Source organism: Rhodococcus sp. 1R11 (assembly GCF_004563845.1).
Classification (GTDB): domain Bacteria; phylum Actinomycetota; class Actinomycetes; order Mycobacteriales; family Mycobacteriaceae; genus Rhodococcoides.
This window is the reverse complement of record NZ_SPNG01000002.1, coordinates 415,548-433,664: the sequence shown is the minus strand read 5'-3', so window position 1 is coordinate 433,664 and position 18,117 is coordinate 415,548. Positions and strand designations below refer to the sequence as shown.

Genomic DNA, 18,117 nt, shown 5'->3' with positions numbered 1-18,117 from the left:
GATGCACTACCGCCTGATGCACTACCGCGTAGATGCTACCTGTCGATCTCGGGCGGTGGCCGTCGCCCGAGCAGGGCCCCGACCAGGAGCAGCACCGCCCCGACTATGCAGATCACGATGCAGGCCCAGGCCCAGACGACCGATCCGGTCATCAGGGCCAACACCAGGAACCCGAACCCGACAGCCGCCGCGCCGAGAGTCAGAATCAGCACAGGATTCCTCGCTCACCACTCGACGCTACAACCGAGCCCGACGCTGCCCCAAGAGGCAGCGTCGGAGAACGATCGCGTCAGTTGTTGCCCTTGGCGTACGACTGGCTGTAGCCGGACGTCTGGTTGTCCTGGTTGAAGTTGTCCTGGCCGTTGTCCACCGGCAGCGCCGAGGAACGGTTCTCGAGCTCTTCGAGCTGCGATTCGAGGTACGACTTGAGGCGCACCCGGTATTCGCGCTCGAACGTCTTGAGCTGCTCGATGCGACCTTCCAGCACGGACCGCTGCTGGTTGATCGTCGCCATGATCTCGGTGTGCTTGCGCTCGGCGTCGGCCTGCAATGCGTCGGCCTTCTCCTTGGCCTGGCGAAGCTGGGTCTCGGAGCGAGTCTGTGCATCGGTGAGCAGCGACTCGGACTTCTGCCGCGCTTCGGACATCATCGACTCCGAGCGAGCGCGGGCATCCGACACCAGACGTTCGGCGTTGGTGCGCGCATTGCCGAGCAGCTGCTCGGACTCGGTCTTCGCATCGCCGGTGAGGCGGTCCGCCATCTCCTGCGCGAGACCGAGAATCTTCGCGGCCTGCATGTTGGAGTCGCCGCTCTGCTGCGGTGCTGCGGCCACGGGAGCGACCGGCGCGGGCTGCTGAACAACCGGTGGCGGCTTGGGGGGATCGACCGGCCGCTGCGGCTCGGCTTTCGGTGCGGCAACCGGAGCCGACTGCGGGCTCTGGCGCGCAGAGTTCTTGGCGTCCGCAAGCTCCTGGTCGAGCTCACCGACACGCTGGCGCAGGTCGGCGTTCTCTTCGATCAGTCGGGACAACTCTTGCTCGACGAGGTCGAGAAATGCGTCGACCTCGTCTTCGTTGTAACCGCGCTTACCGATGGGCGGCTTGCTGAACGCAACGTTGTGCACATCAGCTGGAGTCAGCGGCATGGAAGGATCCCTTCACGCGTCTTGGGGCGGTAGAGCAAGCATTCAGTTATATGCCATTCCGCGCGAGTGCAGAACAATCAAACTGTAACTGGCGTCCATTCTGTCACACGGGACACGCAGCTTGCGCTGGGTCCCGAGTTCTAACATTCCATCTTCGGCCTCAGGCCGCGAGGCTGCTGGTCACATTCCACAGAATGAACACGACGAACAGCAAGACCATGATCGAGAGGTCCAGTCGCACACCACCGAGGTTGAGCGGCGGAATTATCCTGCGCAGGAACTTCACGGGCGGGTCGGTGACCGTGAAGATCGCCTCCAGAAGGATGACGACCAGCCCGGTCGGTTGCCAATCTCTCGCGAAAGTCCTGATGAACTCGACGATGATTCGACCGATGAGAAGGAGCCAAAAAAGAAACAATACGATGTTGATCACCGTGAACACGATCACGGCTGTACTCTGCCTGACTTCGCCGGGCTGAGCAAAGTGCGCTGGTCACAGCCCCGACTTGCCACCCCAAGGGGAGAAACGATCACTGCTGGCTGTAGAAGCCGGTTTCCGCGATTCGCCTGCGCTCCTGCGGGGATACATCGACATCGGCGGGCGAAAGCAGGAACACCTTCGTGGCCACCTTGTCGAACGATCCGCGGAGCGCGAAGGCCAATCCGGCAGCGAAGTCCACGAGTCGCTTGGCGTCGGCGTTGCTCATTTCGACGAGATCCATGATGACAGGCGTGCCGTCGCGGAAACGCTCACCGATGGTGCGCGCCTCGCTGTAGTCCCTCGGGCGCAGCGTGGTGATCTTCGACAGTGGGCCGCCGTCGTCGACGATCGGGCTGCGTCGCGTCTCGGCCCGCACGTCCATGCGGGTGTCCATCGCCAGCGCGCCACGGGTGGCTGCGCCTCGGGTCGACGGTCCTGCCGTACCGCGTGCGCGTCCACCGATCGGAGCGAGCGTGGCAGCGGGGCGAGGAGCCTCGTAATCGTCGTAGTCGTCGTCGGCCTGCGCGTGCCGCGAGCCACCGAACGACGGCTTGACGAAGTCACGATCGTCGATGTCGTCGTAACCGTCACGGCCACCACGGGGACTGCGGCGGGTGTCCGGATCGTCGAGGTAGTCGTCCTCGTAGTCCGCGAGCGGAACCATGCCGAAGTACGCCTTGAACTTGTGCAGGGTGCTCATCGTTCTGCCTTCCGTGGCCGTGTCTACTGTCCATCTCCAGGTTCGCAAGTGTCTGTTGTGACTGATGTGATCCGTGGACTGTTATTGGGAGGCTATCGGCCGCGCACCGAGTATTGCGGTACCGACACGCACGCACGTCGATCCGTGTCGCACAGCAGCTTCCAGGTCCCCCGTCATGCCGGCCGACAACTCGCGGGCATCGGGATGATCACGCAGAAGTCGCTGATGCAGCTCCTCGAGATCACCGAACGCAGCGTCCGCATCGGCGTCCAACGGAGGTACGGCCATCAGTCCGGCCAGACGCAAGCCGGGTGCGGTCGACACCGCGTCGGCCAACTCGCGCAAGTCCCCGCGTTCGACGCCGCCGCGGTGCACATCGCCGTCGAGACTGACCTGAACGAGGACGTCGAGCTGCGTCGCCCGAGTGCCGTCGTCGAGTGCTGTCTTGGTGGCCTTGGACAGGGCGGTGACCAATCGAGCGCTGTCCACCGAGTGAATGGAATGCGCCCACGCAGCGATGGACTTCGCCTTGTTTCGCTGGAGATGCCCGATCATGTGCCACCGCGGCGGATCACCGCGGAACTCTTCGGCGGTCTCGGCCACCTTGGGCGACGCATCCTGCTCTCTGGACTCGCCGAACTCACGGCAGCCCAGCTCGTACAGGATCCGAACGTCGGACGCGGGGAAGAACTTCGTCACCGGCAGCAGAGTCACGGTCGAGTCTTCTCGACCTGCGTCCCTACATGCTCGCGCCAGTCGTTCGCGGACCGACGCCAACGCGGCGGCGATCTCGGCAGCTCGGTCGGTGGGCTCGCTCACGACATCCTCTCCTGGCCGGAGTCGGGAACCTCGTCTGCGGATGCGGAATCCATCCACACGACGCTCGCGATACGGCCGGTCGACCCTTCCCGGCGATGGCTGAAGAGGGTCCGGTCCTCGATGGTGCACCGGGGATCCTGTGCCACTCCGTGCAGTCCGGCGGCGATCAGCTGCGCGCGCACACCAGCCGGGATATCGAGACCGGGAGTGTTCCGAACCGTCGTCGTCGCGCTTCCGGGTAGATGCTTGTCGACGTCGGCACGCATGTGTGCGGGCACCTCGTACTGACGCCCACTGGCCGCCGGGCCGAGGAAGGCCCCGATCCTCTCCGGGACCGCGCCCAGCTCGACCATCGACGCAAGTACCCGAGGAATGATGCCGATGCGGGCACCGACGCGGCCGGCGTGTACCGCGGCGATCACGCCCGCCTCTTCGTCGGACAGCAATACCGGGACACAGTCGGCGGTCAACACCACGAGCGCGAGATCGCGCTGCGTCGTCACCAACGCATCGGTCATGGGAACGGGCTCGGACACCGGCCCATCCACCACCGTGACGGTGCGGCCGTGGACCTGCTCCATGAACACCATGCGTTCGATGCCCATACCCAACCGGTCACCGAGGCGTCGACGGTTGGCCTCGACAGCAGCCGGGTCGTCGCCTACGTGGTCACCGAGATTGAAGGTGTCGAACGGCGGGGCCGACACGCCGCCGGCTCGCGTCGTCGACACCCGCCTGACCCGAAAGGAGTCACTCACCGCCGCATGAAGGACGGTACGTCGACCTCGTCTTCGCCGTCGTCCTCGGCGACGGGTACGCGGCGTCCGGATCCGACCGACTCGCGGCCCTGACCGCCGGAATCCCGGCCGTGACCGGCTGCGGACTCGCGGCTGGACGATTCGCGGTTCGACGAACTGGACGAGTTGAGCGGGGGCAGGCTCGATCCGCTGGGAGCGCCGACCGGGTCGCGGAACACAGCGCCTTCGGAGCTGTCGTTGGAGCGTGAGGAGACCTCCCCCGAGCGTGCCGATCCGATCGGGCCGCGGGTGGATGCCGCTGCCTCGACCGGACGACGCGTGGGCGTTCCTCCGTCGAACCCGGCAGCGATGACGGTGACACGAACCTCGTCGCCGAGAGAGTCGTCGATGACGGTTCCGAAGATGATGTTGGCGTCGATGTGCGCAGCTTCCTGGACCAGCGAGGCGGCCTCGTTGATCTCGAACAGGCCGAGATCCGAGCCACCCGCGATGGAGAGCAGCACTCCGCGGGCACCTTCCATGGACGCTTCGAGCAGCGGCGAGTTGATCGCGGATTCCGCGGCCTTGATCGCGCGGCCTTCACCGCGGGAGGAACCGATGCCCATCAGCGCACTGCCTGCGCCGGACATGACGCCCTTGACGTCGGCGAAGTCGACGTTGATCAGCCCGGGGGTGGTGATCAGATCGGTGATGCCCTGAACACCGTTGAGCAAGACCTCGTCGGCACTGCGGAACGCATCCATGAGGCTGACGGCCGCGTCGCCGAGCTGAAGCAGACGATCGTTGGGGATGACGATGAGCGTGTCGCAGGATTCACGCAGCTGCTGGATACCGGTGTCGGCCTGGCCACCACGGCGCTTGCCCTCGAAGGAGAACGGACGCGTCACGACGCCGACGGTCAGCGCGCCGAGCTTGCGCGCGATGTTGGCGACGACGGGAGCGCCACCGGTACCGGTTCCGCCGCCCTCACCTGCGGTGACGAAGACCATGTCGGCACCCTTGAGGACCTCTTCGATCTCGTCCTTGTGGTCGTCCGCTGCGCGGCGACCCACCTCGGGGTCGGCACCGGCACCGAGTCCACGAGTCAGCTCACGGCCGACGTCGAGCTTGACGTCGGCGTCACTCATCAGCAAGGCCTGAGCGTCGGTGTTGACCGCGATGAACTCGACTCCCTTGAGTCCCTGTTCGATCATCCGGTTGACCGCGTTCACGCCGCCGCCGCCGATGCCGACGACCTTGATTACGGCGAGGTAGTTGTGCGGGGGCGTCATGGGCTCTCGCCTTCCGTGGATTGTTGCTCGAAAAATGTGGAAAACCCTCAACCTAAACCACAGGCTTAGAGTTATGTCAAGTACTCGACTGATCGGAACGCTATTCACCGACGGCCACGATCGCCATTAGGCGCGCCGATGCCGCGCCGAAAATATGCGCCTTTCGTGCCGTCGCTATTTCGTGGTCGGAAGATCGGGACTGGACACGTCGAAAATCTGACCCGGTTGCGACAGCAGCGCGATCGCCACCGCCCCCTTGCGCTCGGAGTTGTCCTTGTTCCCCCACACGACGGTACGCCCGTCCAACAGGAGGATCGAGATGTCGGACAGCGTGCTCGCGCGCACTTCGCCGACCTGACCTCGAATCAGCGGCGGCAGCGAATCGAGCACAGCCAGTGCATCTTTCGTCACCGGATCGCCGAAGACAGGATTGTCGGTCACCAGTCGGACCACCCCGGGCGGAGGCGGTGCGACGGCGAAGTCCACGCCGGTCGCATCGAGCAAGTGAGTGCCGTCGGGAAAATCCACGAACGCCACCGGCACACGTTCTTCGACGGTGACCTGCACGGTGGACGGGTATTTCCGTTGCACCCGGACCGATGCCAGCTCCGGTATCGACGCAACACGCTGGGCCGCGGCCGCGGCGTCGACCCGGACCAGCGGCAGGCCGGACGGCACCTCGAGCCGGTCGAGGATCTCCTGTTCGGACACCGACGAGGCTCCCACGACCGAAATCGTCCGAACCGACAGCAGCGGTGTGAAGTAGACCAGTGCTGCCGATCCGACAATCACTGCGACAACCGCCACGACGGCGAGCGCTGCGCGTCGGCGTGACCGTTTCACGCGAGCGCGCTCTTCTTCCCTGGCCTGCGCACGGGCTTGCCTGTCTGTGACCGAAGAGCTCGAATTCCCCTGCTCGGCAACGGGTTCCGATCTCGAAGTACGGTCTCGATCGGACCGACGAGTCACGTCGCCGGCCGATCCTTCGGTACCGCGCGGCCGGTCGTGGCACCGAAATCGGTCTTGGAACGAAGGGCGTCGAGAATGGGCCCGCCGAGCATGGTCACGTCGCCCGCACCCATCGTGATCACCACGTCGCCGGGACGGCTGAGATTGGCCACCTGTTTGGCGACCAACGACAGATCCGGTTGATAGTTCACCGGTTTGGTCACCGACGCTGCGACCAGAGCCCCGGTCACACCGGGCAGGGGTTCCTCGCGAGCGCCGTAGACGTCCAGAACCACGATCTCGTCGGCCAACGACAGTGCGGTACCGAATTCCTCGGCGAACGTCGCAGTGCGCGAGTACAGATGCGGTTGGAACACCACCACGACCCGCCCCCGCTCGCCACCTTCGAGTGCTTGACCCGCGACCAACGCCTGCGCAGCGGTCAGCACGGCCCGCACCTCCGTGGGGTGATGGGCGTAGTCGTCGAACACTCGGACTCCGTGCTCGCGTCCGGTGAACTGGAACCGCCGATGCACTCCCCCGAATCCGGTCAGCCCGGCCAGCAACTCCTCGACCCCCGCGCCCACCTGGCGGGCAGCCACGAACGCCGCCAGGGCGTTGAGGGCGGTGTGCCGTCCCGGTACTCCCAGCCGAACCGTGCGGGCAGAGTCCTCACCGGCGATCTGCAACTGCGCGACACCGCCGATGTCCTCGGGCTCCCAGGCCAACAGGCGAACGGCCATCTCGACCGGTCCGGCGTCGACATCGGACGACCCGTAGCCGAGCACCGTCACTCCGGGGAGATTCTTCTCGAGCACGCGGCGGGCCAGCGCTGCCGAACCCGGATCGTCCATGCATGCCACCAGCACACCGCCCGGGTGGAGCAGCGCGGCGAAATCGTCGAACACTTTCACGTAGGCCTCGGTCGTACCGAAGAAATCGAGATGATCGGCCTCGATGTTCGTCACGATGATCACGTTCGCCGAGTACTGCAACAGCGAACCGTCACTCTCGTCCGCCTCGGCGACGAAGACGTCGCCGCTGCCGTGATGCGCGTTGGTTCCGGCCTCGTTGAGCTCACCGCCGACCGCGAACGACGGGTCGAACCCGCAGTGCTGCAGCGCGACGACCAACATCGACGTGGTCGACGTCTTTCCGTGCGTGCCCGACACCAGCAGGGTGCGGTACCCCTCCATCAACGACGCGAGGACGGCGGGCCGCAACACCACCGGGATCCCGCGATCGCGCGCTTCGACGAGTTCGGGGTTGGTCTTGGGTATGGCCGCGTGGGTCGTCACGACCACGGTGGGGCCGCCGTCGATCATGTCCAGCGCGCTTGCATCGTGCCCGATTCGCACCAGTGCACCGCGGGCTCGCAGCGCCAACACCCCGCGCGATTCCTTGGCATCCGATCCGGACACCTGACCACCGCGCGCCAGCAGAATGCGTGCGATCCCGGACATCCCGGCACCGCCGATTCCCACCATGTGCACTCGTTCGAGCTCTGTCGGCAACTCCGACATCGCCGCACCCTCAGTTGTCACGCGGACGTCTCCCTCGTTCTGTGGCATTCTCGCCGCCGCCCGGTTCAGCGCCGCGCCGCGTGCGCGGTATCGAGCACGATCTGCGCGACGGCCGCGGCAGCACCCTTGTGACCTGCTCCTGCCGCAGCACGAGACATCTCGGCGATGCGCTCGGTGTCGGCCACCAGCGCAACGACCGTGTCGGTCACGTACTGCGCGCTCAGCGTCGCGTCGGCTACCAGGATGCCACCTCCGGCGTCGACGACGGGACGGGCATTGAGCTCCTGCTCACCGTTGCCGTGCGGCAGAGGCACGTACACGGCAGGCAGCCCGGTCGCGGAGACTTCGGCGACCGTCATGGCCCCGGACCGGCAGATCGCGAGGTCGGCCGCCGCGTAGGCCAGGTCCATCCGGTCGATATAGGGCACTGGAACGTAGGGCGCATCCGGATTGCTCTGCTCCACGTCGAGTGTGTTCTTGGGACCGTGTGCGTGCAGAACCGAGATGCCGGCGGCGGCCAGAGCAGCCGACGCACCCGACACTGCGACGTTGAGCGAACGCGCGCCCTGTGAACCGCCGAACACCAGCAGGACCGGGCCGTGTTCGGGCAGACCGAAATGGGCGCGAGCCTGCGACCGCATCGCTGCGCGATCGAGACCGGTGATCGTGGGCCGCACCGGAATTCCGATCACTTCTGCATCCTCGGAACCCGGTGCAGAGATACCAGATCCGGCGACAGCGGCAAGGACACGTTCCGCGCTGCGTGCGCCGACCTTGTTCGCAATGCCGGCGCGGGCATTGGCCTCGTGAATGATCACCGGAAGACGGCCGCCGCGACCGAAAAGTCGACCGCGGGCAGCGAGATACGCAGGCAGCGCCACGTAGCCGCCGAATCCGACCAGCACATCGGCTTCGACGGCGGCGAAGATCTCCCGCGTTCGGCGTACCGACCGTGCGACCCGAACCGGCAACTTGACCAGGTCGAGGGTGGGCTTGCGCGGCAGCGGCACCGGCGGTATCAGTTCCAGCGCATAACCGCGGGCGGGTACCAATGTCGTTTCGAGCCCCCGGCTGCTGCCGAGGGCGGTGACGGTGACGGTGGGGTCGAGCTCACGCAGAGCATCGGCCACGGCGAGCGCGGGCTCGATGTGTCCGGCGGTTCCGCCTCCGGCCACCACCACGGATATCGGCCTCGATGTCTGCTTCACCGTCGGTATCCTCGCTCACCCGAGCGGACCGGCGGACGACCGGGTTGCGGTTCGGGACGCGGCCGATACGGCGACCCAGGTCCGGCGGCGTACCCGCTGCCGGTGTCCCGGCGTGGGGGCTCGGCACGGCGGGCGTGGCCACGGGGTGCGTTCCTGGCCGACCCGTTGGGGCTGGCCGTGTCCACCCGTGAACTCGACACCCGGGTACGTCCGGGCTCGGGTGACCGTGCCCCGCGGCTGTCCTTGTTCTTGCGGGACTCGAGACGTTTGCGATCCTGTGCCGCCAACGTGGGACGGGTGGATTTGGAGCGTGCCATCGCGGCCCGCTTCGGTGAGAAGACAGCAGGCAGCGGCAGTCTGAGGGCTCGGGCGATACGACCCTCTTGCCCGGCGTGCAGTGCGGCGATGGCTTCCGGTTCGTGTCGGGCCGCACTGGCGATGATGCCGAACATCAACAGCGTGATGGCCGTGGACGTACCGCCGTAGGACACCAGCGGCAGCTGCAGACCGGTCACCGGCAGCAGCCCAACCACGTAGCCGATGTTGATCATGGCCTGACCGAACACCCAGCACGTTGCGCCTGCAGTCAACAGACGCAGGAACGGATCGACCGACCGCATTGCGATGCGCAGGCCGGTGTAGACGAAGAGACCGAACAATCCGATGACGGCGAGGCAGCCGATCATGCCGAGCTCCTCGCCGATGATCGCGAAGATGAAGTCGTTGTGCGCGTTGGGGAGATAGCTCCATTTCGCGCGACTCTGTCCCAAGCCGCGACCGAACAGGCCGCCATCGGCCAAGGAGTACTTGGCCTGGGTGGACTGATACGACAGACCCTGGGTGTCCTCCCCCGGGTTGAGCCAGGCCTTGACGCGGTTCGAGCGGTAGCCGGCGGTGAACGCGAGCACGGTCGCCAAAGCCAAACCGGTCACCAGCACTGCTCCGAAGAGCCGGGCGTTGAGGCCGGCGAACCACAGCAGTGCGACGAGAATGATGCCCAGGGCGATCGCGGTACTGAGGTTGGGCTGGAGCACGACGAGCAGACACATGAGCAGGCCCGCAGGTAGCAACGGCACCAACAGCGACTTGATATTGCCGTGCTCGCTGCGACGGGAGGCAAGCAGGTGCGCTCCCCACAGAACCAACGCGACCTTCGCCAGCTCGGAGGGCTGGAACGAGACGACACCGAAGTCGAACCATCGTCGTGCGCCCTGACGCTCGGCACCGATACCGGGGATCAACACCAGCATCAACATCGTGATCGAGACCAGGAAGAGCGGGAACGACAACTTGCGCAGGTATCGCACCGGCAGCCGAAGAGCCACGTAGAACGCGACCACACCCAGTGCGACACCGATGAGCTGCTGCGTGAACAGCGCGTATCCGGACTCGTCTGCTGCGAACGATTCGGCCGACGACGCCGACAGCACCATCACCAGTCCGAGCACGGTGAGCAGTACCGCGATGGTGACGATGAGGTGGAACGACGCCAGCGGCCGACCGAACCACAGTCCGATTCGGGTGCGCGGCGTGGTGGTGCGACGAGGTGGACGCGCCGGTCGAGCTGCGGTGGTCACGATCGCGACGATCCGAGGGCGGCGATGTCGAGGCGCTCGACGGACTCGGCGAAGCTTCGGCCGCGGTGACCGTAATCGACGAACATGTCCAACGACGCAGCCGCAGGGGCCAGCAGGACGGTATCGCCGGAGGCGGCGAACCCCGCAGCGTGGCCGACGGCCGCTCGCATCACCGCATCTGCATCTTCAGCCTCATGAGTCACACCAGCATCGTCTCCCGAAGGGAGCCTGACGACCGGAACATCGGGGGCGTGTCGCGCCAAAGCCTCTGCGATCTGCATCCCATCGCGGCCCAATACCACCGCAGCCACGAGCCGATCGGCGATCTCGACGACCAGATCGTCGATCACCGCCCCCTTCAGCAACCCTCCCGCGATCCACACGACCCGATCGTGCGCGAGGATCGACGAACGCGCCGCATGCGGATTCGTCGCCTTGGAATCGTCGACGAACGTCACCCCGCCGAGTTCACGCACCACTGCGGCCCGATGCGGTCCCACCCGGTACGTCCGCAATCCGTTTCGGACGGCCTCGGCGTCGACACCGATCGACCGCGCCAGCGCAGCGGCAGCCAGAGCGTCGAGCACACCGGACGGGCCACTCGGTTCCACCTCGTCGGCCCGGAGCAGCTCGACATCGTCCCCGAACGCACGGTCGACGAGCATTCCCGCCCGCACTCCGAGCTCGCCCGCAGCGGGTTCGGCGAGGCGGAAACCGACGACCGTGGCTGCCGGTGACCCCGCCCGCAGTCCGGCCGCCACCGCGTCGTCGAGTCCCACGACCCCGACGTCACCGGTCAATGCGCGAGCCTTGGCCTGGACGTAACCCTCCATGCCCCCGTGCCAGTCCAAATGATCCTCGGCAATGTTGAGCACCACCCCCGCCGCGGGCCGAACCGACGGTGCCCAAAACAACTGGAAGGACGACAGCTCGACCGCGAGGACACGGGGATGCGGGGTACCGCGCAACGCGTCGGCGATGGGGAGGCCGATGTTTCCGCAAGCGACGGAGTCGATTCCGGCAGCGTCGAGGATCGACGCGAGCATCGATGTGGTGGTCGTCTTACCGTTCGTACCGGTGACCACCAGCCAACGAGCGCGCGGGCCGTACACCTCGGCGCGGTCGAGATGCCACGAGAACTCCACGTCGCCCCACACTGGGACGCCGCGGCCGGCGGCCGCAGCCAGCACCGGAGAGTCCGGCCGGAACCCGGGACTGGTGACAACGAGTGCAAAGGCCGCGATCGCATCCGAATCGGCGAGCAGATCGTCTTGGACCACCACGGCAGCACCGAGCGCCGACGCCTCGTCGAGCGCAGCTCGGTTCGAGTCGGTGACGGTCACGAGTGCGCCGAGGTCAAGCAGTGGGCGTACGACGGCCAGCCCGGAGATGCGCGCACCGGTGACCAGCACCGAACTACCGCGCAACCAGGACAGATCGGTCGAGGCTTCGGTCATCGCCTAACCACCCACAGCCGCGAGGTATTCGCTGTAGAACAGCGCCAAACCGACGGCCGAGGCGATCGCGGCGAGCAACCAGAACCTGATGATGACCGTCGTCTCGGCCCAACCGGCCAACTCGAAGTGGTGATGGAACGGGGCCATTCGGAACACGCGTCGCCGACTCGACCGGAACACTGCTACCTGGATGACGACCGATGCTGCTTCGGCGACGAACAACGCGCCGATGACCACCATGATCAGTTCGGTCTTGGTGACCACGGACAGTCCTGCGATCAGGCCGCCCAGAGCGAGGGATCCGGTATCGCCCATGAAGATCTTCGCGGGCGCAGCGTTCCACCAGAGGAAACCGATGCAGGCACCGGCCGCCGATGCGCACACCAGGGCCAGGTCGAGAGGATCGCGAACGTCGTAGCACCCCGGCGCGGGACCGGACGGCCCTGCGCACGCCTGCCGGTACTGCCAGAAAGTGATGACGGTGTACGCCCCGAGGACCAACGTCATCGACCCCGCCGCCAGGCCGTCGAGGCCGTCGGTGAGGTTGACCGAGTTGGACCACGCGATCACCAGCAGACAGACGAAGAACACGAACACAGCAGCCGACATCGACCAGGTCGCGATGTCGCGTACATACGACAGTTGAGTACTACCCGGGGTCAATCCGTCTTCGCTGCGAAACTGCAGGACCAGGATGGCGAACAGCACCGCCGCGGTGATCTGGCCGACGTATTTGCCGGTGGCGTTCAGACCGAGGTTCCGCTGCTTACGAATCTTGATGAAGTCGTCGAGAAAGCCGACGAGGCCGAGCACGGTGGTCAGGCCGAGTACGAGTAGAGCCGAGGCCGACGGCCCCTCGGCGTCGTATCCGATGCCGATCAGGTGCGAGCCCCAGTAACCGGCCCAGATACCGACCAGAATCGCCACGCCTCCCATGGTGGGAGTACCGCGCTTGGACTGATGGCTCGCCGGGCCCTCGACCCGAATCTCCTGGCCGAAGCCCTGTTTCGAGAAGGTCTTGATCAGCACAGGAGTCAGCAGAATTGCCACTGCAAGTGCGATCCCTCCAGCGAACAGGATTTGTCTCACTGCTCGCCCTCCGACGAATCGGCCAACAGGGCGTCGGCCGACGAATCGGCCAACAGGGCGTCGGCAACGGTCCACATCGCGCCCGACTGCGAGGCCTTGACCAGAACGATGTCGCCGGCGCGAACCTCGTCCTCGAGCACGGCGATGGCGGTCTCGCGGTCGGGTACGAGCATCGATTCTTCGCCCCAGGAACCTTCCATGACGGCGCCCTGATGCAGCGCACGCGTGGGCCGACCCGAATCGACGATGATCAGCCGATCTACGTCCAGGCGGACGGCGAGCCGACCGATCGCATCGTGCTCCACCACCGATTCGCCGCCGAGCTCGCCCATCTCCCCCAGCACCGCCCAACTGCGCCGCTTCGGACCGTCGTCTCGCCGCGACATCGATACCAGCGCCTTGAGGGCGGCCCGCATCGAATCGGGATTCGCGTTGTACGAGTCGTTGATGACGGTGACGCCGTCCGCGCGGGTGCGTACGTCCATGCGGCGGATCGAGGTGGGTACCGCAGTCGAGAGCGCTTCGGCAACCTGGGCCACGCCGGCCCCACACTCGAGCGCGACGGCCGCGGCAGCCAGGGCGTTGCCCACCTGATGTTCACCGTGCACCGCCAGGGTGATGTGCGCCGTGCCTGCCGCACACACGAGCGTGAACGACGCCCGCGCATCGGTGTCGACCACGACGTCGACAGCCCGGACGTCGGCGTCCGCGTTGAGTCCGACGGTGACGACGGCCGCCTTCGTGCGTGTCGCCATCTCGGCGACCAGACGATCGTCGATGTTGAGGATCGCCACGCCGCCGTCCGCAGCAGCGGGCAATGCCTCGACCAGTTCGCCCTTGGCCAGCGCAATGGCGGCACGTGAACCGAACTCGCCGAGGTGCGCGGTTCCGACGTTGAGAACCACCCCGATCCGGGGCGGCGCAAGCCTGGCGAGTTCGGCAATGTGGCCGATTCCCCGGGCGGACAGCTCGAGGGCGAGGAAGTCGGTATCGGCGTCGGCCCGCAGAGCAGTCCATGGATGCCCGAGTTCGTTGTTGAACGATCCGGGTGGGGCCACCACGGATCCGAGCGGACGCAGCACCGCCGAGATGAGATCCTTCGTCGACGTCTTGCCCGACGACCCCGTCACGCCCACCACGGTCAGATCGTGGCGCGCAGTCAGTTCGAGCACCGATTCCCGGGCCAACGCACCGAGCGCGGTCAGCACCGCAGCACCGGCGCCCTCCGGGTCGTGTTCGAGTGCCATCGCACGGCTCGAGTGCGGTGCCGGCCGAACGACGACAGCCGGGACACCCACCGGACGCGCCGCGAGAACGACAGCAGCGCCTGCGGCCACGGCGTCGGCCGCGTGCTCGTGTCCGTCCACCTTGGCACCGGGCAGGGCGAGAAAGACACTGCCGGGTGTGACCTTGCGTGAGTCGAACTCCACCGGCCCGGCGACCAGCGCCGTCGGGTCTGCCACGTCGTGCAGTTCGCCGCCGACGATCTCGGCGATGCGAGCGATCGAGAGCGGTATCACCGTGCGCCTGCGCTCGTGGTGACCAGGCGTGCATCGATGGCCGATGCGAGTACCACTCGGTCGTCGAACGGATACTTCACCCCGGCCACCTCCTGGCCCGTCTCGTGTCCTTTACCTGCGATCAACACAACGTCCCCCTCACGTGCCCACGCCACGGCTTGTTCTATCGCCGCTGCGCGGCCTTCGACATTTCGTACTTCGCCACGAGCGTCGTCGGGCACCGACAGTGCACCGTCTTCGACGGCCTGCCGTATCGCTGCCGGATCCTCACTGCGCGGATTGTCGTCGGTCACCACGAGCAGATCGGCACCGCGTGCTCCGGCCGCGCCCATCAGAGGGCGCTTGGCGGTGTCTCGATCCCCGCCGGCACCCAACACGACGGCGATACGTCCGCGGGACGACTCTCGCAGAGTCGCCAGCACCGCTTCGACCGCAGCGGGCTTGTGGGCGTAGTCGACCACCGCGAGGAAGTCCTGGCCACGATCGATTCGTTGCACTCGGCCGGGCACGTCCACGGTGGCGATTCCCGGCGCAGCCTCAGCGGCGTCCACGCCTGCTGCCTCGCAGGTCGCGAGCGCAAGCACGGCGTTGGCGACGTTGTAGCGACCGGGCAGACGAACCGACACCGGCAACGACGTTCCGTTCGGATCGGCAACGGTGAACGACTGCGTTCCGTCGTCGTGCTTGGCCCACTCGGAGACGGTCCATTGCGAGTCGTCACCGGTGGAGACCGTGACGACCGTGGACCCGGCCGACCGGGCGATATCGGCCATCCGCACTCCCCAAGCATCGTCGACGCACACGACGGCTGTGTCTGCCCGTACCGGCGAATCGACCCCGAACAGCCGACTCTTGGCCAGAAAATAATCCTCGAGCGAGTCGTGGAAGTCGAGATGATCCTGGGACAGATTGGTGAACGCGCCGACAGCGAAGTCGGTGCCGTCGACTCGGCCGAGGGACAACGCATGGGAAGACACTTCCATCACCACGGTGTCGACTCCGGCCTCGACCATGACGGCGAAGAGCGCATGCAACTGCGGAGCCTCGGGAGTGGTGAGAGCGCTCGGTACGTGCTGGCCGACCACGCGGGTCTCGATCGTGCCAATGAGTCCGCAGCGGCGGCCGGCGGTTGTCAGGCCGGCCTCGACGAGGTACGCCGTCGTGGTCTTGCCCGACGTGCCGGTGATTCCGACGACCGTCATCTTCGACGACGGATTGCCGTAGACGAGGGCGGACACGGTTCCGAGCACCTGGCGTGGTCGGTCGTGTACGAGGACGGGAACCTGGCGATCGGCGGTGGCGAGGACGCGGCGGACGATGTCGGCGCCGGACGGGTCGGTGAAGACTGCCGCCGCACCCCGCTCGATCGCGTCGGCGGTGAACTCGGCTCCATGCCGAGCGGATCCGGGTAGCGCGGCGAAGAGATCGCCGTGGCGAACGGACTGCGCTCGCAGATCGATGCCGGTGACCTGCACTCCGTCGAGGTGTCCCCACTCGATCGTTGCACCGACAGCGGACGCCACGTCGGACACGTCGGTGTGCGGCGGATTCGCCGGCCGAGACCCCGGAGCGGGTTGTGAATCCGATGACACAGTCACTCCTGCTCCCTTCCTCTGTACTGCCACCGCACACTGCGTCAGCTCGAACACGCTGCGGTGGCTGATCGACGAACACGCCTCGAGCCGATGTGTCAGATTACCGGCGACCGTGATCGACATGCCGCCGCCCCGATTCCCGAATCGGCAGCTTCGGGCCTCAGTCGGCCTGAAGGACCAACTTTGGACCGGGGTCCGCCGACATCGGAACACTGTCGCGCTGCAACAGCCAGCTGGCAATGTTGTGGAACAGCGGTGCCGCCGATTGCCCTCCCGAGCCGTCGGCACTGCGGGACGGAGCGTCGAGCATGATTCCGATCACGTAGCGAGGATCGTCGGCCGGAGCGATACCCGCGAACGTGATCCAGTACTTCGAGTTCGAGTAGCACTTGCACTCGGGATCGACCTGCTGGGCCGTCCCGGTCTTGCCGCTGATCTGGTAGCCCTCGACGCCCGCGGCGACGCCGGTACCGCGCTGATTTCCGGTGTCGTCCTGGGTGACCGACCGGAACATGTTGCGGACCGTCTTCGCGGTATCGGGACTGACCACGTACACCCCGTCGGGACGCGGCGTCTCGGTTCGTTCGCCGTTGGCATCTACCGTTGCCGCGACGATCCGCGGCGGGATACGCACACCGTCGTTGGCGATCGCTTGGTACATCCCGGTCATCTGCAGGAGCGTCATCGACAGACCCTGCCCGATCGGCAGGTTGGCGAAGGTGCCGCCAGACCACTGATCGCGGCTGGGGACGCTACCGGCGCTCTCGTTGGGGAGACCGACATCGCTGCGCTGGCCCAGGCCGAACTTGTTCAGCATGTCGGCGTACCGATCCTCGCCGACACGTTGAGCCAGCATCAGAGTCCCCACGTTGGAGGACTTACCGAACACGCCGGTCGAGGTGTACGGCGCGACTCCGTGTTCCCAGGCGTCCCGGACCGAGACACCGGACATGAAGATGTTGCCCGGTACCTGCAGCACCTCGTCGGGTGTGGTGAGCCCGTATTCGATAGCAGCTGCAGCAGTGATGATCTTGTTGACCGAACCGGGTTCGAACGGCGTTGTGACGGGCAGATTGCCCATCTCCTTGGTCCGCTCGTTGTTTCCGACGCCGATGCCGGGGTTGAACGTGTTGTCGTTCGACATGGCCAGCACTTCGCCGGTGTGCGAATCCTGAACGTAGGCAGACGCATTCTTGGCTCCGGAAAGATCCTTCGCCAGCTGTACCTGCTGCTGTACGTAGTACTGCAAGTCCGCGTCGATGGTCAGTTCCACATTCGAGCCGTTGACCGCGGGCTGCTTGTCGCGCCAGCTGCCGGGAATGACGGCCCCGTCGGAGCCGCGATCGTAGGTCTGCGATCCGTCGGTTCCGGCGAGTGTGGCGTCGAGCGAATCCTCGAGACCGAGCAGACCGTGACCGTCCCACCCGGTGGCCCCGACGATGTTCGCGGCGAGCGAGCCTCCCGGGTACTCGCGGATGTCCTGACGTTCGAGCCCGACCTGCTTGAAATCCTTGCTGATGTTCGACGCCACGGTGGCGTCCACACCCCGTGCCAGATAGGTGAACTCGTCGTTGCTCTTCAGCTTCGCGAGCAGATCCTTCTTGCTGACGACGTCTCCGAGATCGCTGTGGATCCGCTCGGCGATGTCGTCGAGGTACTTGTCGGTTTCCGGCTTCGTCGGATCCTTGGCGCGTGCCTCGTCGAGTTCTCTACGTACCCGCACCGGCTGGAACGTCAGCGCTTTCGCTTCCATGGTGAACGCGATCGGGTTTCCGTTGCGATCGAGGATCGAACCGCGCATCGCCGGATCGACGAGGGTGGTGGTGCGCTGCGAGGCGGACTCCGCCGACAGTGTCGGCGCATCGAATCCTTGAATCCACAGCAACTGTGCCGCGACGACCGCCAAGGCCACGTACATCAGGATGCGGCCCGTACCGTGCCGAAAACGAAAAGTGGACGAGTCCAAGCGCTTTCGTCCCGTCCGCGCCCGATCTGCTGGCCGGGGACGTGATGCAGGCGACGGCCTG

At 66.1% G+C, this 18,117-nt stretch carries 16 protein-coding genes; all 16 read right to left on the bottom strand.

Annotation, left to right across the window (positions count from 1 at the left end):
- Positions 1-35: 35 nt before the first annotated feature.
- Entirely contained in the window at positions 36-212 is a 177-nt protein-coding gene (locus E4P29_RS25860) for a hypothetical protein (RefSeq protein WP_027497336.1), read from the bottom strand.
- A 77-nt stretch (positions 213-289) separates the two neighbouring features.
- A complete protein-coding gene (locus E4P29_RS05275; RefSeq protein WP_027497337.1) occupies positions 290-1,144 on the bottom strand; it encodes a DivIVA domain-containing protein in 855 nt (284 codons plus the stop codon).
- Positions 1,145-1,304: 160 nt separating this feature from the next.
- Complete coding sequence (locus E4P29_RS05270; RefSeq protein ID WP_027497338.1) at positions 1,305-1,592, bottom strand: YggT family protein; 288 nt, start codon at positions 1,590-1,592, stop codon at positions 1,305-1,307.
- A gap of 82 nt (positions 1,593-1,674) precedes the next feature.
- Positions 1,675-2,325 carry a cell division protein SepF gene (locus E4P29_RS05265; RefSeq protein ID WP_027497339.1) on the bottom strand — a complete coding sequence of 217 codons (651 nt, stop codon included), beginning with the start codon at positions 2,323-2,325 and terminating at the stop codon, positions 1,675-1,677.
- Positions 2,326-2,406: 81 nt separating this feature from the next.
- On the bottom strand, positions 2,407-3,144 hold the full coding sequence (locus E4P29_RS05260) for a YggS family pyridoxal phosphate-dependent enzyme (protein ID WP_135042503.1): 738 nt from the start codon (positions 3,142-3,144) through the stop codon (positions 2,407-2,409).
- Positions 3,141-3,902 (bottom strand): peptidoglycan editing factor PgeF, encoded by a 762-nt coding sequence (gene pgeF / locus E4P29_RS05255; RefSeq protein ID WP_052074054.1) that lies wholly within the window; start codon positions 3,900-3,902, stop codon positions 3,141-3,143. Before pgeF ends, E4P29_RS05260 begins: the two co-directional genes overlap by 4 nt.
- Positions 3,899-5,173, bottom strand: coding sequence for a cell division protein FtsZ (ftsZ, locus tag E4P29_RS05250; protein WP_027497341.1), 1,275 nt, complete (start codon positions 5,171-5,173; stop codon positions 3,899-3,901). The genes pgeF and ftsZ overlap by 4 nt, the downstream gene beginning before the upstream one ends.
- A 174-nt stretch (positions 5,174-5,347) precedes the next feature.
- Positions 5,348-6,016 (bottom strand): FtsQ-type POTRA domain-containing protein, encoded by a 669-nt coding sequence (locus tag E4P29_RS05245; protein WP_245154168.1) that lies wholly within the window; start codon positions 6,014-6,016, stop codon positions 5,348-5,350.
- Between the two features lie 122 nt (positions 6,017-6,138).
- Positions 6,139-7,644 (bottom strand): UDP-N-acetylmuramate--L-alanine ligase, encoded by a 1,506-nt coding sequence (gene murC / locus E4P29_RS05240; RefSeq protein ID WP_135042765.1) that lies wholly within the window; start codon positions 7,642-7,644, stop codon positions 6,139-6,141.
- A 65-nt stretch (positions 7,645-7,709) separates the two neighbouring features.
- Complete coding sequence (gene murG / locus E4P29_RS05235) at positions 7,710-8,852, bottom strand: undecaprenyldiphospho-muramoylpentapeptide beta-N-acetylglucosaminyltransferase (RefSeq protein ID WP_209205307.1); 1,143 nt, start codon at positions 8,850-8,852, stop codon at positions 7,710-7,712.
- A complete protein-coding gene (gene ftsW / locus E4P29_RS05230; RefSeq protein ID WP_135042501.1) occupies positions 8,849-10,429 on the bottom strand; it encodes a putative lipid II flippase FtsW in 1,581 nt (526 codons plus the stop codon). The genes murG and ftsW overlap by 4 nt, the downstream gene beginning before the upstream one ends.
- Positions 10,426-11,886 (bottom strand): UDP-N-acetylmuramoyl-L-alanine--D-glutamate ligase, encoded by a 1,461-nt coding sequence (murD, locus tag E4P29_RS05225; RefSeq protein WP_135042500.1) that lies wholly within the window; start codon positions 11,884-11,886, stop codon positions 10,426-10,428. Before murD ends, ftsW begins: the two co-directional genes overlap by 4 nt.
- A gap of 3 nt (positions 11,887-11,889) precedes the next feature.
- Entirely contained in the window at positions 11,890-12,975 is a 1,086-nt protein-coding gene (gene mraY, locus E4P29_RS05220; protein WP_135042498.1) for a phospho-N-acetylmuramoyl-pentapeptide-transferase, read from the bottom strand.
- Complete coding sequence (gene murF, locus E4P29_RS05215; protein ID WP_135042497.1) at positions 12,972-14,495, bottom strand: UDP-N-acetylmuramoyl-tripeptide--D-alanyl-D-alanine ligase; 1,524 nt, start codon at positions 14,493-14,495, stop codon at positions 12,972-12,974. The genes mraY and murF overlap by 4 nt, the downstream gene beginning before the upstream one ends.
- Entirely contained in the window at positions 14,492-16,093 is a 1,602-nt protein-coding gene (locus E4P29_RS05210) for a UDP-N-acetylmuramoyl-L-alanyl-D-glutamate--2,6-diaminopimelate ligase (RefSeq protein WP_135042495.1), read from the bottom strand. The genes murF and E4P29_RS05210 overlap by 4 nt, the downstream gene beginning before the upstream one ends.
- A 157-nt stretch (positions 16,094-16,250) precedes the next feature.
- Positions 16,251-18,056 (bottom strand): penicillin-binding protein 2, encoded by a 1,806-nt coding sequence (locus E4P29_RS05205; RefSeq protein WP_135042493.1) that lies wholly within the window; start codon positions 18,054-18,056, stop codon positions 16,251-16,253.
- Positions 18,057-18,117: the final 61 nt, after the last annotated feature.